A 13,789-nucleotide genomic window follows, 5' to 3' on the forward strand; every position below is an offset into this window, starting at 1 on the left:
AGAAACCCCCATGTTCAAATACATCGGCGAGGTGCTGCACGGCACCTGGACCCAGCTACGCAGCCTGGTGATGGTGTTCTCCCACGCCTTCCGCAAGCGCGACACCCTGCAATATCCGGAAGAACCCGTGTACCTGCCGCCGCGCTACCGCGGGCGCATCGTGCTGACCCGCGACCCCGACGGCGAGGAGCGCTGCGTGGCCTGCAACCTGTGCGCGGTGGCCTGCCCGGTCGGCTGCATCTCGCTGCAGAAGGCCGAGAAGGACGATGGTCGCTGGTATCCGGAGTTCTTCCGCATCAACTTCTCGCGCTGCATCTTCTGCGGCATGTGCGAGGAAGCCTGCCCGACCACCGCGATCCAGCTCACCCCGGACTTCGAGATGGCCGAGTACAAGCGCCAGGACCTGGTCTACGAGAAGGAAGACCTCTTGATCTCGGGCCCGGGCAAGAACCCGGACTACAACTTCTACCGCGTCGCCGGCATGGCCATCGCCGGCAAGCCGAAAGGCGCCGCGCAGGACGAGGCCGAGCCGATCAACGTGAAAGGCCTGCTGCCTTAAAGGACGGAAAAAATGGAATTCGCCTTCTATTTCGCCGCCGGAGTGGCCGTGGCAGCCACCCTGCGGGTGATCACCCACACCAACCCGGTGCACGCACTGCTCTACCTGGTGGTCTCGCTGCTCGCCGTGTCGATGACCTTCTTCGCCCTCGGCGCGCCGTTCGCCGGCGTGCTGGAGATCATCGTCTACGCCGGCGCGATCATGGTGCTGTTCGTCTTCGTGGTGATGATGCTCAACCTCGGCCCGGCCACCGCCGACCAGGAGCGCCAGTGGCTCACCCCCGGCGTGTGGATCGGCCCCGGCCTGCTCTCCGCCGCCCTGCTGGCCCTGCTGCTCTGGGTGCTGCTGGGCAACCCCGGCGGCGCCGCCATCGGCCTGCAGACCGTCGACGCCAAGGCGGTCGGCACCCAGCTGTACGGTCCCTACCTGCTGGCGGTGGAGCTGGCCTCCATGCTGCTGCTCGCGGCGCTGGTCGCCGCCTACCACCTCGGCCGCCACGAAGCCAAGGAGCCCACCGCATGAATGCGATTCCCATGGAGCACGGCCTGGCCCTGGCCGCCGTGCTGTTCAGCCTCGGCCTGGTCGGCCTGATGGTGCGGCGCAACATCCTGTTCGTGCTGATGAGCCTGGAAGTGATGATGAACGCCTGCGCGCTGGCCTTCGTGGTCGCCGGCAGCCGCTGGATCCAGGCCGACGGCCAGATCCTGTTCATTCTGGTGATCACCCTGGCCGCCGCCGAGGCCAGCATCGGCCTGGCGATCCTGCTGCAGCTGTATCGCCGCTTCAATACCCTCGATATCGACGCTGCCAGCGAGATGCGCGGATGAACCTACTATTCCTCACCTGTCTGTTCCCGCTGCTCGGCTGGCTGCTGCTGGCCTTCTCCCGCGGCCGTCTGTCCGAGAACCTGGCCGCGCTGATCGGCGTCGGCTCGGTGGGCCTGTCTGCGCTGACCGCCGCCTGGGTCATCTGGCAGTTCAACGTCGCGCCGCCGGAAGGCGGCGTGTACACCCAGCTGCTCTGGCAGTGGATGAACGTCGCTGGCTTCGCGCCGAACTTCACCCTGTATCTGGACGGCCTGTCGGTCACCATGCTCGGCGTGGTCACCGGCGTCGGCTTCCTGATCCACCTGTTCGCCAGCTGGTACATGCGCGGCGAGGAGGGCTACTCGCGCTTCTTCGCCTACACCAACCTGTTCATCGCCAGCATGCTGTTCCTGGTGCTGGGCGACAACCTGCTGTTCCTCTACTTCGGCTGGGAAGGCGTGGGCCTGTGCTCGTACCTGCTGATCGGCTTCTACTTCAAGCACGTGCCCAACGGCAACGCCGCGCTCAAGGCGTTCATCGTCACCCGCATCGGCGACGTGTTCATGGCCATCGGCCTGTTCATCCTGCTGCTCAACCTCGGCACCCTGAACATCCAGGAGCTGCTGGTGCTGGCGCCGCAGAAGTACGTCGAAGGTGACACCTGGCTGTGGCTGGCCACCCTGATGCTACTCGGCGGCGCGGTCGGCAAGTCCGCCCAGCTGCCGCTGCAGACCTGGCTGGCCGACGCCATGGCCGGCCCGACCCCGGTGTCGGCGCTGATCCACGCGGCGACCATGGTCACCGCCGGCGTCTACCTGATCGCCCGCACCCACGGCCTGTTCCTGCTCACCCCGGACGTGCTGGAGCTGGTCGGCATCGTCGGCGGCGTGACCCTGGTGCTGGCCGGCTTCACCGCGCTGGTGCAGACCGACATCAAGCGCATCCTCGCCTACTCGACCATGAGCCAGATCGGCTACATGTTCCTCGCCCTCGGCGTCGGCGCCTGGGACGCGGCGATCTTCCACCTGATGACCCACGCCTTCTTCAAGGCCCTGCTGTTCCTCGCCTCCGGCAGCGTGATCCACGCCTGCCACCACGAGCAGAACATCTTCCGGATGGGTGGCCTGTGGAAGAAGCTGCCGCTGGCCTACGCCAGCTTCATCGTCGGCGGCGCGGCGCTGGCCGCCCTGCCGCTGCTTACCGCCGGCTTCTACTCGAAGGACGAGATCCTCTGGGAAGCCTTCGCCAGCGGTCACAGCGGCCTGCTCTACGCCGGCCTGGCCGGTGCCTTCCTGACCTCGCTGTACACCTTCCGGCTGATCTTCATCGCCTTCCACGGCGAGGCGAAGAGCGAGGCCCACGCCGGCCACGGCATTGCCCACAACCTGCCGCTGGCGGTGCTGATCGTGCTGTCCACCGTGCTCGGCGCGCTGATCACCCCGCCGCTGGCCGGCGTGCTGCCGCAGAGCGTCGGCCACGCCGGCGGCGAAGCCAAGCACAGCCTTGAACTGGCCTCCGGGGTCATCGCCATCGCCGGCATCGTGCTGGCCGCGCTGCTGTTCCTCGGCCAGCGCCGCTTCGCGACCGCCGTGGCACAGAGCGCGCCCGGTCGCCTGCTGTCGGCCTGGTGGTTCGCTGCCTGGGGCTTCGACTGGCTGTACGACAAGCTGTTCGTGCGTCCCTACCTGCTGATCTGCCGCCTGCTCGGCCGCGACCCGATCGACCTCAGCATCGGCCTGCTGCCGCTGCTGGCCCGCGGCGGCCATCTCGCCCTGCGCCAGAGCCAGACCGGCAACCTGCGCTGGTACGCCACCTCCATCGTCGGCGGGGCCGTGCTCGTGCTCGCCACCCTCCTGTTTCTGAATTAAGGAAAACGGCCCGTCATGATTCTGCCCTGGCTAATCCTGATTCCCTTCATCGGCGGCCTGCTGTGCTGGCAGGCCGAGCGCTCCAGCGCCATCCTGACCCGCTGGATCGCCCTGCTGAGCATGTCCCTGCTGCTCGGCCTCGGCCTGTGGCTGTGGGCCAGCGCCGATTTCAGCCTGGCGCCCGCGCCGGGCACCGCGCCGGCCTGGGCCTACGAGTTCCAGACGCCGTGGATCGAGCGCTTCGGCATCAGCATCCATCTGGCCCTGGACGGCCTGTCGGTGCTGATGGTGGTGCTCACCGGCCTGCTCGGCGTGCTCTCGGTGGTCTGCTCGTGGAACGAGATCCAGAAGCGCGTCGGCTTCTTCCACCTCAACCTGCTGTGGATCCTCAGTGGCGTGGTCGGCGTGTTCCTCGCCGTCGACCTGTTCCTGTTCTTCTTCTTCTGGGAAGTGATGCTGGTGCCGATGTACTTCCTCATCGCGCTCTGGGGGCACAGCGGCAGCACCGGCAAGAGCCGCATCAACGCGGCCACCAAGTTCTTCATCTACACCCAGGCCAGCGGCCTGATCATGCTGGTGGCGATCCTCGCCCTGGTGTTTGTGCACTTCGAGCAGAGCGGCGTGCTGACCTTCAACTACGCCGACCTGCTGCAGACCGAACTGGCGGCGGGCACCGAGTACCTGCTGATGCTCGGCTTCTTCGTCGCCTTCGCGGTGAAGTTCCCGGTGGTGCCGGTGCACTCCTGGCTGCCGGACGCCCACGCCCAAGCGCCGACCGCCGGCTCGGTGGATCTGGCCGGCATCCTGCTGAAGACCGCCGCCTACGGCATGATCCGCTTCTGCCTGCCGCTGTTCCCCAACGCCTCGGCGGAATTCGCGCCGATCGCCATGGGCCTTGGCGTGTTCGCCATCGTCTACGGCGCCCTGGCAGCCTTCGCGCAGACCGACATCAAGCGCCTGATCGCCTACTCCAGCGTGTCGCACATGGGCTTCATCCTCATCGCCATCTACTCCGGCAGCCTGCTGGCGCTGCAGGGCGCGGTAGTGCAGATGCTCGCCCACGGCCTGTCCGCCGCCGCGCTGTTCATCCTCAGCGGCCAGCTCTACGAGCGCCTGCACACCCGCGACTTCCGCGCCATGGGCGGGCTGTGGGGACGCATGCCGTGGCTGCCGGCGATCAGCCTGTTCTTCGCCGCCGCGGCGCTGGGCCTGCCCGGCACCGGCAACTTCGTCGGCGAGATCCTCGTGCTGCTCGGCACCTTCCAGAGCCAGCCGTGGATCGCCGTGCTGGCCGCCAGCGGCCTGGTGTTCGGCTCGGTGTACGCGCTGTGCATGATCCATCGCGCCTACTTCGGCCCGGCCAAGGCGGAGAGCGCCCTGCCCGGCCTGGACGCCCGCGAACTGGCCATGGTGCTGGGTCTGGCGGTGCTGCTGATCCTGCTCGGCGTCTACCCGCAGCCGGTGCTCGACACCTCGGCCGCCAGCATGCAGGGCGTGCAGCAATGGCTGGGCGCCGCCTTCTCCCAACTTGAATCGGCCCGGTAAGTAGCGCTATGGAATTCACCACTCAACACCTGACCGCCCTGCTGCCGCTGCTGGTCACCGGCGCCACCGCGGTGGTCGTCATGCTGGCGATCGCCTGGAAGCGCCACCACGGGCAGACCTTCCTGCTCTCGGTGCTCGGCCTCAACCTGGCCCTGCTGGCGATCATCCCGTCCCTCGGCGTGGCGCCGCTGGAGGTGACGCCGCTGCTGCGCATCGACAGCTTCGCCGCCTACTACAGCGCGCTGATCATCGCCGCCACCCTGGCCTGCCTGACCCTGACCCACGCCTATCTGGGCGGCGCGTCGGGCAAGGGCTATCCGGGCAACCGCGAGGAGCTGTACCTGCTGATGCTGCTGGCCTGCGCCGGCGGCATCGTGCTGGTCAGCGCCCAGCACCTGGCCGGTCTGTTCATCGGCCTGGAACTGCTGTCGGTGCCGACCTACGGGCTGATCGCCTACGCCTTCTTCAACCGCCGCTCGCTGGAAGCCGGCATCAAGTACATGGTGCTGTCGGCCGCCGGCTCGGCCTTCCTGCTGTTCGGCATGGCGCTGCTGTACGCCGAGTCCGGCAGCCTGAGCTTCGCCGGCATCGGCGCCTCGCTGGCCGCCGGGGAGCCGGCGCAGCTGGTGCAGATCGGTGTGGGCATGATGCTGGTCGGCCTGGCCTTCAAGCTGTCGCTGGTGCCCTTCCACCTGTGGACCCCGGACGTCTATGAGGGCGCCCCGGCGCCGGTGGCGGCGTTCCTCGCCACCGCCAGCAAGGTCGCCGTGTTCGCCGTGCTGCTGCGCCTGTACCAGATCTCCCCAGCGTTCGCCGACGGCTGGCCGGGCCAGCTGCTCAGCCTGCTGGCGGTCGCCTCGATCCTGGTCGGCAACCTGCTGGCGCTGCTGCAGAACAACCTCAAGCGTCTGCTCGGCTACTCGTCGATCGCCCACTTCGGCTACCTGCTGATCGCCCTGATCGCCAGCCAGGGCATCGCCAGCGAGGCCATCGGCGTCTACCTGTTCACCTACGTGCTGACCAGCCTGGGCGCCTTCGGGGTGATCACCCTGATGTCGACGCCCTACCAGGGTCGCGACTGTGATGCGCTGTTCGAGTACCGCGGCCTGTTCTGGCGCCGCCCGTACCTGACCGCGGTGCTGGCCACCATGATGCTGTCGCTGGCCGGCATCCCGCTGACCGCCGGCTTCATCGGCAAGTTCTACGTGGTTGCCGCCGGTGTCGAATCGCAGCAGTGGTGGCTGCTCGGCAGCCTGATCCTCGGTAGCGCCATCGCGGTGTTCTACTACCTGCGGGTGATGGTCACCCTGTTCCTGGTCGAGCCCAGCCTGCAGCGCCGCGACGCGCCGCTGCACTGGGCGCAGCGCGCCGGCGGCATCATGCTGCTGGTGGTGGCCGGGCTGACCCTGCTGCTCGGGGTCTATCCGCAGCCGCTGCTGGCGGTGGTGCAGAACGTCGGTTTCTGAGCCATACCGCGGGCATGAAAAAGCCGGTCGGGGGTTGCCCCGACCGGCTTTTTTTGTTGCTGCTGCCTGCGTAGGGTGGGTTAGCCGCGCAGCGGCGTAACCCACCATCGATGCCGCCAGGCATCGCCATGGCCGGCCTGGTGGCCAGCTCGGTGGGTTACGGCCTGCGGCCTAACCCACCCTCCAGTCACGGAATCAGTTCACCGCTTTGGTCCAGGGCAGGATCGGGATGGCGGTCACCGAGTTCTGCGGACTGCCTTCGATGAGGCGGTCGCTGTAGACCATGTACACCAGCGTGTTGCGCTTCTCGTCGAAGAAGCGCACCACCTGCATGGTCTTGAACACCAGCGAGGTGCGCTCCTTGAACACTTCCTCGCCGTCTTCCAGCGCCTCGCGGAAGCGGATCGGGCCGACCTGGCGGCAGGCGATCGACGCCTCGGCGCGGTCCTCGGCCAGACCCAGACCGCCCTTGATGCCGCCGGTCTTGGCCCGCGACAGGTAGCAGGTCACCCCCTCCACCTTGGGATCGTCGAACGCCTCGACGACGATCTTGTGGTTGGGGCCGAGCAGCTTGAACACCGTGGACACTTCACCGACGGTCTCGGCCTGGACGCCCGTGGCGAGCAGCGCCAGGGTGGCAACCAGCGGCTTGAGCAGCTTGTTCATGGCCATCCTCATACCAGCACCAGGTTGTCGCGGTGCACCAGCTCGGGCTCGTCGATGTAGCCGAGTTCCTGCTCGATGGCCTCGGTGCCCAGGCCGATGATGCGCTGGGCGTCGGCGGCGCTGTAGTTGACCAGCCCGCGCGCCACCTCGCGGCCGTCCGGGCCGAGGCAGACCACCATCTCGCCGCGGCGGAAGTTGCCGTCCACCGCGACGACGCCGACCGGCAGCAGGCTCTTGCGCTGCTCGAGCAGCGCGCGCACCGCGCCGCCGTCCAGGCTCAGGGTGCCGCGCATCTGCAGGTGGCCGGCCAGCCACTGCTTGCGCGCCGCATGCCGGCCACGCTCGGGGGTCAGCAGGGTGCCGAGGCGCTCGCCAGCCTTGAGGCGATCGAGCACCCGCTCGATGCGCCCGCCAACGATGATGGTGTTGGCCCCGGAGCGCGCGGCCAGGCGTGCGGCGCGCAGCTTGGTCTGCATGCCGCCGCGACCGAGGGCGCCGCCGGTACCGCCGGCCACGGCGTCGAGCGACGGATCGTCGGCACGTGCCTCGAAGATCAGCTGGGCGTCGGGATTGTGCCGCGGATCGGCGTCGAACATGCCGTCGCGGTCGGTGAGGATCACCAGCAGGTCGGCTTCCACCAGGTTGGCCACCAGCGCGGCCAGGGTGTCGTTGTCGCCGAAGCGGATCTCGTCGGTGACCACCGTGTCGTTCTCGTTGATAACCGGGATCACTCCGAGGTCGACCAGGGTGCGCAGGGTGCTGCGCGCGTTGAGGTAGCGCTTGCGGTCGGAGAGGTCGTCGTGGGTCAGCAGCACCTGGGCGGTCTGCAGCTGGTGCTCGGCGAAACTCGATTCCCAGGCCTGGATCAGGCCCATCTGGCCCACCGCTGCGGCCGCCTGCAGCTCGTGGATGGTGCTCGGCCGGGCATTCCAGCCCAGCCGGCTCATCCCTGCCGCCACCGCCCCGGAGGACACCAGCACCAGCTCCACGCCGGCACGGCGCAGCGCCACCATCTGTTCGACCCACACCGCCATGGCGTCGCGGTCGAGGCCGCGGCCGTCGGCGGTCAGCAGCGCACTGCCGATCTTCACCACCCAGCGGCGGGCCTTGCTCACCTTCTCACGCATGTTCTGCAACCTTGCAATCAGGCTTGAGCGGGGCCGCCAGGCGGCCCCGCCTCACACGGACGTCAGCGGACGTAGAAGATTTCCGGCCCGTCGCCGTCATCCTCGTCGTCGAAGCCGTCGTCCTCGTCTTCCACCGCCTCGGCGCTCTTGACCCCGGCACGGCGCAGCGCGCGGGCATCGTCGAGTTCCTGCAGGCGGGCACGCGCCTCGTCCTCGATCTGCTGGTCCAGCGCGGCGACGGCCTCGGCGAACGCCGGTTCCTCGGCAATCCGCTGGGTGCGCTCGTCGATGTAGTTCATGATGTCGCCGCACAGCTTGTCGGTGCCCTCGCGCTCCAGCGCGGAGATCACGTACACCGGGCCCTTCCAGTCGAGCCGTGCGATCACCTCGCGCATGCGCTCCTCGCGCTCGTCGTCGAGCAGCTGGTCGGCCTTGTTGAGCACCAGCCAGCGGTCGCGCTGGGTCAACGCCGGGCTGAAGCGGCCCAGTTCGTTGATGATCGCCGCGGCGGCTTCGGCCGGATCGGACTCGTCCAGCGGCGCCATGTCGACGAGGTGCAGCAGCAGGCGGGTACGCGCCAGGTGCTTGAGGAAGCGGATACCCAGGCCGGCGCCTTCGGCAGCGCCTTCGATCAGGCCGGGAATGTCGGCGATCACGAAGCTCTTCAGGCGACCCACGCTGACCACGCCGAGGTTCGGCACCAGGGTGGTGAACGGGTAGTCGGCGACCTTCGGCTTGGCGGCGGACACCGCGCGGATCAGCGTGCTCTTGCCGGCATTGGGCATGCCCAGCAGGCCGACGTCGGCCAGCACCTTGAGCTCCAGCTTGAGGTCGCGCGCCTCGCCCGGCTTGCCGTGGCTGGTCTGCCGCGGCGCCCGGTTGGTGCTCGACTTGAAGCGGGTGTTGCCCAGGCCGTGCCAGCCGCCATGAGCCACCAGCAGACGCTGCCCGGACTTGGTCAGGTCGCCGATGATCTCCTGGGTGCCGGCATCGATCACCGTGGTGCCGACCGGCACCGGCAGGGTCATGTCTTCACCCTTGCTGCCGGTGCAGTCCTTGCTGCCACCGTTCTGCCCGCGCTGGGCATTGAAACGGCGGGTGTAGCGATAATCCACCAGGGTGTTGAGGTTGCTGTCGGCCTCGAGCCAGATCGAGCCGCCGTCACCGCCGTCGCCGCCATCCGGACCACCATTGGGCACGAATTTTTCGCGGCGAAAACTCATGCAGCCGTTGCCACCGTCACCGGCCTGCACATGGATGGACACTTCATCGACGAATTTCATTGGTAACGCCTCCCGCGCCTGGCGGGTCATTAAAGCTTGGGATATTACAAACAAAAAAGCCCTGTCGACAGACAGGGCTTTCTCGGCAAGCAGGTGGTCAGTTGGCCACGATGCTCACGTATTTGCGACCGAAGGCGCCCTTGGTCTCGAACTTCACCACGCCGTTCACCTTGGCGAACAGGGTGTGGTCCTTGCCCATGCCCACGCCGACACCGGCGTGGAACTTGGTGCCGCGCTGACGCACGAGGATGTTGCCGGCTACTGCAGCCTGGCTACCGTACATCTTCACGCCAAGGCGTTTAGCTTCTGAGTCGCGACCGTTGCGGGTAGAACCGCCGGCTTTTTTGTGTGCCATGAGTCAATATCTCCAGTAAAAAGGGATCAGGCCTGAATGCCGGTGATCTTGATTTCAGTGAACCACTGACGGTGGCCCTGACGCTTCATGTGGTGCTTGCGGCGACGGAACTTGATGATGGTCACCTTGTCGTGACGGCCTTGGGCGATCACTTCGGCGGTGACTTTGGCACCGGCCACGACCGGGGCGCCGATCTGCACGTCGTCGCCATTGGCAACCAGCAGGACCTTGTCGAAAGCAACGCTTTCGCCGGTCGCTACGTCGAGCTTTTCGATCTTGAGGAATTCGCCTTCAGCGACTTTGTACTGCTTGCCGCCGGTAACAATTACTGCGTACATGGAATGTCTCCGTTAGACCTGCTCACCTGGCGCTTTAGTGAAGGAGTTATTGGCCAGCATGGCTGCATGACGCTGGAACAAGGTCGTCGATGCAATTGCGTAAGGCAGGGAGTGCCAGGGAAGTTCGGGCCGGCGATTGTACGCAAAGCCGCGCGGCCAGGCAAGTGCGCCCCCGACCCGCCTTGACAGTGCCAGACCCGGCACCTAGCATGCCGCGCAACCTTAGAGGAGCCTTGACCGCTGATGCAACCCCAGGTCTTTTACCGCGTGGTGGCGGACGATTTCACCGCCGTCGACGGCATCATCCGCCGCCAGCTCGCCTCCCGCGTCCCCCTGGTGGAGAAGATCGGCGACTACATCACCTCGGCCGGCGGCAAGCGCCTGCGTCCGCTGCTGGTGCTGCTGGCCGGCAACGCCCTCGGCGCGCGCAGCGAGCGTCTCAACCTGCTCGCCGCCACCATCGAATTCCTGCACACCGCCACCCTGCTGCACGACGACGTGGTCGACAAGTCGGGCATGCGCCGTGGCCGCTCCACCGCCAACGCCCTGTGGGGCAACGCGCCCAGCGTGCTGGTCGGCGACTTCCTGTATGCGCGCTCCTTCGAGATGCTGGTCGAGCTCGGCGAGCTGCCGGTGATGCAGGTGCTGGCCAATGCCACCCGGGTGATCGCCGAGGGCGAGGTGCTGCAGCTGTCGAAGATCCGCGACGCCAGCACCACCGAAGAGATCTACATGGAAGTCATCCGCGGCAAGACCGCGATGCTGTTCGAGGCCTCCACCCACAGTGCGGCCCTGCTGGCCGGCGCCAGCGCCGCCCAGGCCGAGGCCCTGCGCACCTTCGGCGACGCGCTGGGCATCGCCTTCCAGCTGGTCGACGACCTGCTCGACTACCGCGGCGACGCCGCCACCCTGGGCAAGAACGTCGGCGACGATCTGGCCGAGGGCAAGCCGACCCTGCCGCTGATCTACACCATGCGCGAAGGTACGCCCGAGCAGGCCGCGCTGGTGCGCAAGGCCATCCAGCAGGGCGGCATCGAGGACCTCGACGCCATCCTCGCCGCCGTGGAAGCCTCCGGCGCGCTGGACTACACCGCCCGCCAGGCCCGCGAGCACGCCGCCCGCGCCATCGCCTGCCTGGAAAGCCTGCCGGCCAGCGAGTACCGCGATGCGCTGATCGAACTGACCGAGTTCGCCGTCGCCCGCACCCACTGAGTTTCCTGCACACAACAAAACGCCCGTCCGGCCTGGCCGTGACGGGCGTTTGTGTTTTCCCGCGCCGCCAGGGCGCGGGAAGCTGTTACAGGATATCGAGCAGCTCGACGTCGAACACCAGCACGCTGTGCGCCGGGATGCTGCCGACGGCCTGGGCACCGTAGGCCAGCTCGCTCGGCACGTGCAGGCGCCACTTGCTGCCGGCGCTCATCAGCTGCAGGGCCTCGACCCAGCCGGGGATCACGCCGCCGACCGGAAACTCCGCCGGCTGGCCACGCTCGTAGGAGCTGTCGAACACGGTGCCGTCGATCAGGGTGCCGTGGTAGTGGGTACGTACCTGGTCCTCGGCGCTCGGCTTGGCGCCTTCGCCGGCAACCAGCACCTCGAACTGCAGGCCGGAGGCCAGCACGGTGACGCCTGCGCGCTTGGCGTTCTCGGCCAGGTAGTCGCGACCGGCCTGGGCAGCCTGCTCGGCCTTGGCGGCCTGTTCGGCCTGCATGCGCTCGCGGATCACCTGGAAGCTGGCGTTCATCGCCTCGTCCGGCACGCGGCTGGCGGCGTTGTTGTAGGCGTCGGCCAGACCGGCGAGGATGGCTTCCAGGCTGGCGCCGGGCGGCGGGTTGTCACGCAGCTGACCACCGAGCTGACGGCCGATGCCGTAGCTGACGCGGGCTTCGTCGGTGGAAAGGTCGAGTTGGGACATGGGAGCTCCACTGAGGCGGAAAAAATGGCCGGCCAGACTAGCACAGCCGGGCGCCGCGGGCTCGCTGCAGCCAGACACCCTGGCCAGGGCAAGCGCCTGAACGCCACGGGACCGGCGCAAACCTGCCAAGAGCGCCGCGCCTACAGCCCTCTGGCGCCGACCCGCCCGCGCTGGCAGCGCTCCGAGCAGTAGCGCACCTCGTCCCAGCAGCGCGCCCACTTCTTGCGCCAGGCGAACGGCAGGCCGCACCGCACGCAGGTCTTCACCGCCAGTTCGCTCTTCTTCCTCACAGCGCCTCCCCGCCATCCAGGCGCGCCAGCAGCGCCTCGCCGCGCCGCCACAGCGCCTCGCGCTTCGCCTCGTCCATGCGCGCCAGGTTCTTGTAGACCATGGTCATCCGCGGATTGCCCTGCAGCGGCTCGCGGTGACGCATGAGGAAGTGCCAGTACAGCGCGTTGAACGGGCAGGCGTCCTCCGTGGTGCTTTCGCCCACCCGGTAGGCGCAGCCCTGGCAGTAGTCGGACATACGCTTGATGTACTGGCCGCTGGCGCAGTAGGGCTTGGAACCCAGATAGCCGCCGTCGGCGTGCAGCACCATGCCCAGCACGTTGGGCAGCTCGACCCAGTCGAAGGCGTCCATGTACACCGCCAGGTACCAGTCGCACAGCTGGCGCGGCTGGATGCCGGCGAGCAGGGCGAAGTTGCCGGTGACCATCAGCCGCTGGATGTGGTGGGCGTAGGCGTGCTCCAGGGTCTGGCCGATGGCCTGGCGCAAGCAGTTCATCCGCGTGTCGCCGCTCCAGTAGAAGTCCGGCAGCGCCCGCGTGTTGGCGAAGGCGTTGCGCTGCGCGTAGTCCGGCATCTGCAGCCAGTAGATGCCGCGCACGTACTCGCGCCAGCCGATCAGCTGGCGGATGAAGCCCTCGGCGGCGTTCAGTGCCACCCGCCCCTGCCGGTAGGCCGTCTCGACGTCGGCGCACAGCCGGCGCACGTCGAGCAGGCCGACGTTGAGCGCGGCGCTGATCCGCGCGTGGAACAGGAACGGCTCGCCCGCGGCCATGGCGTCCTGATAGTCGCCGAAGGCGGCCAGACCGAAGTCGAGGAAGTGCTGCCACAGCTGCTCGGCCTCGGCGTGGGTCACCGGGTAGGCGAAGCCGTCGAGGCGTCCGTAGTGGTGGGCGAAGCGCCCGGCGACCAGCGCCAGCACCTCGCGGCTGATCGCGTCCGCGGCAAAGCGCAGCGGCATGGGTCCACGCCGGCCTTTCGGCAGGCTCTTGCGGTTCTCCGCGTCGAAGTTCCAGGCGCCGCCCTCCGGCGTGCCGTCCGGGTGCAGCAGCAGGCCGCTTATCCTGCGCATCTCGCGGTAGAAAAACTCCATGCGCAGCTGCTTGCGGCCCTGCGCCCAGCGGGCGAACTCGGCGCGCGCGCAGAGAAAGCGCGTATCGGCGTGCCAGACGATCGGCAGGCCGCTGGCCTTCAGCGCCTGCTCGACCCGCCAGTCGCCGGCCTCGGTGACGTGGATGCTCTCCGGCCGGTACCGCGCGGCGAAGCGCGCCAGCTCGCCGGCCAGCGAGCCGCAGTTGGCCGGATCGTCGAGGGTCACGTAGTCCACCGTAACGCCGCGCGCGCGCAGCGCCTCGGCGAAGTGGCGCATGGCGCTGAACAGGAAGGCGATCTTCTGCGGGTGGTGCGGCACGTGACCGGCCTCCTCGGCCACCTCGGCGAGCAGCACGCGGTCGCGTTCCGGGTCGAGGCCGTCCAGCGCGGCCAGGTCGAAGGAAAGCTGGTCGCCGAGCACCAGGCGCAGGGCATTGATGCTCATGGTGCGGCACTCACAGTTCGACGATCCCCATGTCGGAAT

15 protein-coding genes are annotated in these 13,789 nt (G+C 67.9%); 7 read left to right on the forward strand and 8 right to left on the reverse strand.

The window, feature by feature from the left end; genetic code table 11:
- The first annotated feature begins 10 nt into the window (after positions 1-10).
- Genes nuoI through nuoN form a run of 6 tightly spaced genes read left to right on the forward strand, consistent with a single transcriptional unit; the run spans position 11 to position 6,244 of the window.
- A complete protein-coding gene (gene nuoI / locus BM297_RS06370) occupies positions 11-559 on the forward strand; it encodes an NADH-quinone oxidoreductase subunit NuoI (RefSeq protein ID WP_090308538.1) in 549 nt (182 codons plus the stop codon).
- Positions 560-571: 12 nt separating this feature from the next.
- Positions 572-1,081: an NADH-quinone oxidoreductase subunit J gene (gene nuoJ, locus BM297_RS06375; protein ID WP_092429439.1), complete on the forward strand. Its 510-nt coding sequence runs from the start codon at positions 572-574 to the stop codon at positions 1,079-1,081.
- Entirely contained in the window at positions 1,078-1,386 is a 309-nt protein-coding gene (gene nuoK, locus BM297_RS06380; RefSeq protein WP_090308544.1) for an NADH-quinone oxidoreductase subunit NuoK, read from the forward strand. The genes nuoJ and nuoK overlap by 4 nt, the downstream gene beginning before the upstream one ends.
- Complete coding sequence (gene nuoL, locus BM297_RS06385) at positions 1,383-3,233, forward strand: NADH-quinone oxidoreductase subunit L (RefSeq protein ID WP_092429441.1); 1,851 nt, start codon at positions 1,383-1,385, stop codon at positions 3,231-3,233. Before nuoK ends, nuoL begins: the two co-directional genes overlap by 4 nt.
- 15 nt (positions 3,234-3,248) lie before the next feature.
- Complete coding sequence (gene nuoM / locus BM297_RS06390) at positions 3,249-4,778, forward strand: NADH-quinone oxidoreductase subunit M (protein WP_092429443.1); 1,530 nt, start codon at positions 3,249-3,251, stop codon at positions 4,776-4,778.
- Between the two features lie 8 nt (positions 4,779-4,786).
- Positions 4,787-6,244, forward strand: a complete 1,458-nt coding sequence (gene nuoN, locus BM297_RS06395; protein WP_092429445.1) for an NADH-quinone oxidoreductase subunit NuoN — start codon at positions 4,787-4,789, stop codon at positions 6,242-6,244.
- A 195-nt stretch (positions 6,245-6,439) separates the two neighbouring features.
- Here nuoN and BM297_RS06400 read toward each other — a convergent pair whose 3' ends face one another.
- The 5 genes from BM297_RS06400 to rplU all read right to left on the reverse strand — a co-directional run bounded on the left by BM297_RS06400 (position 6,440) and on the right by rplU (position 10,013).
- The gene (locus BM297_RS06400; RefSeq protein ID WP_092429865.1) at positions 6,440-6,910 is read right to left on the reverse strand and encodes a CreA family protein; all 471 of its coding nucleotides are present in this window, start codon (positions 6,908-6,910) and stop codon (positions 6,440-6,442) included.
- Between the two features lie 8 nt (positions 6,911-6,918).
- Positions 6,919-8,037 (reverse strand): glutamate 5-kinase, encoded by a 1,119-nt coding sequence (gene proB / locus BM297_RS06405; protein ID WP_092429447.1) that lies wholly within the window; start codon positions 8,035-8,037, stop codon positions 6,919-6,921.
- 62 nt (positions 8,038-8,099) lie between these two features.
- Positions 8,100-9,320, reverse strand: coding sequence for an Obg family GTPase CgtA (cgtA, locus tag BM297_RS06410; protein ID WP_092429449.1), 1,221 nt, complete (start codon positions 9,318-9,320; stop codon positions 8,100-8,102).
- A 97-nt stretch (positions 9,321-9,417) separates the two neighbouring features.
- Positions 9,418-9,675: a 50S ribosomal protein L27 gene (gene rpmA, locus BM297_RS06415; RefSeq protein WP_090308561.1), complete on the reverse strand. Its 258-nt coding sequence runs from the start codon at positions 9,673-9,675 to the stop codon at positions 9,418-9,420.
- Positions 9,676-9,701: 26 nt separating this feature from the next.
- A complete protein-coding gene (gene rplU, locus BM297_RS06420) occupies positions 9,702-10,013 on the reverse strand; it encodes a 50S ribosomal protein L21 (protein ID WP_092429451.1) in 312 nt (103 codons plus the stop codon).
- A gap of 243 nt (positions 10,014-10,256) precedes the next feature.
- Between rplU and BM297_RS06425 the strand changes: the two genes are divergently transcribed.
- On the forward strand, positions 10,257-11,225 hold the full coding sequence (locus BM297_RS06425) for a polyprenyl synthetase family protein (RefSeq protein ID WP_092429453.1): 969 nt from the start codon (positions 10,257-10,259) through the stop codon (positions 11,223-11,225).
- An 85-nt stretch (positions 11,226-11,310) separates the two neighbouring features.
- Here the strand turns inward: BM297_RS06425 and BM297_RS06430 are convergent, their stop codons facing one another.
- The 3 genes from BM297_RS06430 to BM297_RS06440 all read right to left on the reverse strand — a co-directional run bounded on the left by BM297_RS06430 (position 11,311) and on the right by BM297_RS06440 (position 13,750).
- Complete coding sequence (locus tag BM297_RS06430) at positions 11,311-11,928, reverse strand: BamJ family beta-barrel-assembly machinery protein (RefSeq protein WP_092429455.1); 618 nt, start codon at positions 11,926-11,928, stop codon at positions 11,311-11,313.
- A 140-nt stretch (positions 11,929-12,068) separates the two neighbouring features.
- Positions 12,069-12,218, reverse strand: coding sequence for a DUF2256 domain-containing protein (locus tag BM297_RS06435; RefSeq protein ID WP_092429457.1), 150 nt, complete (start codon positions 12,216-12,218; stop codon positions 12,069-12,071).
- On the reverse strand, positions 12,215-13,750 hold the full coding sequence (locus tag BM297_RS06440; RefSeq protein WP_092429459.1) for a cryptochrome/photolyase family protein: 1,536 nt from the start codon (positions 13,748-13,750) through the stop codon (positions 12,215-12,217). The genes BM297_RS06435 and BM297_RS06440 overlap by 4 nt, the downstream gene beginning before the upstream one ends.
- Positions 13,751-13,789 lie beyond the last annotated feature (39 nt).

Origin of the sequence: Geopseudomonas sagittaria (assembly GCF_900115715.1) — a bacterium.
Lineage (GTDB): Bacteria > Pseudomonadota > Gammaproteobacteria > Pseudomonadales > Pseudomonadaceae > Geopseudomonas > Geopseudomonas sagittaria.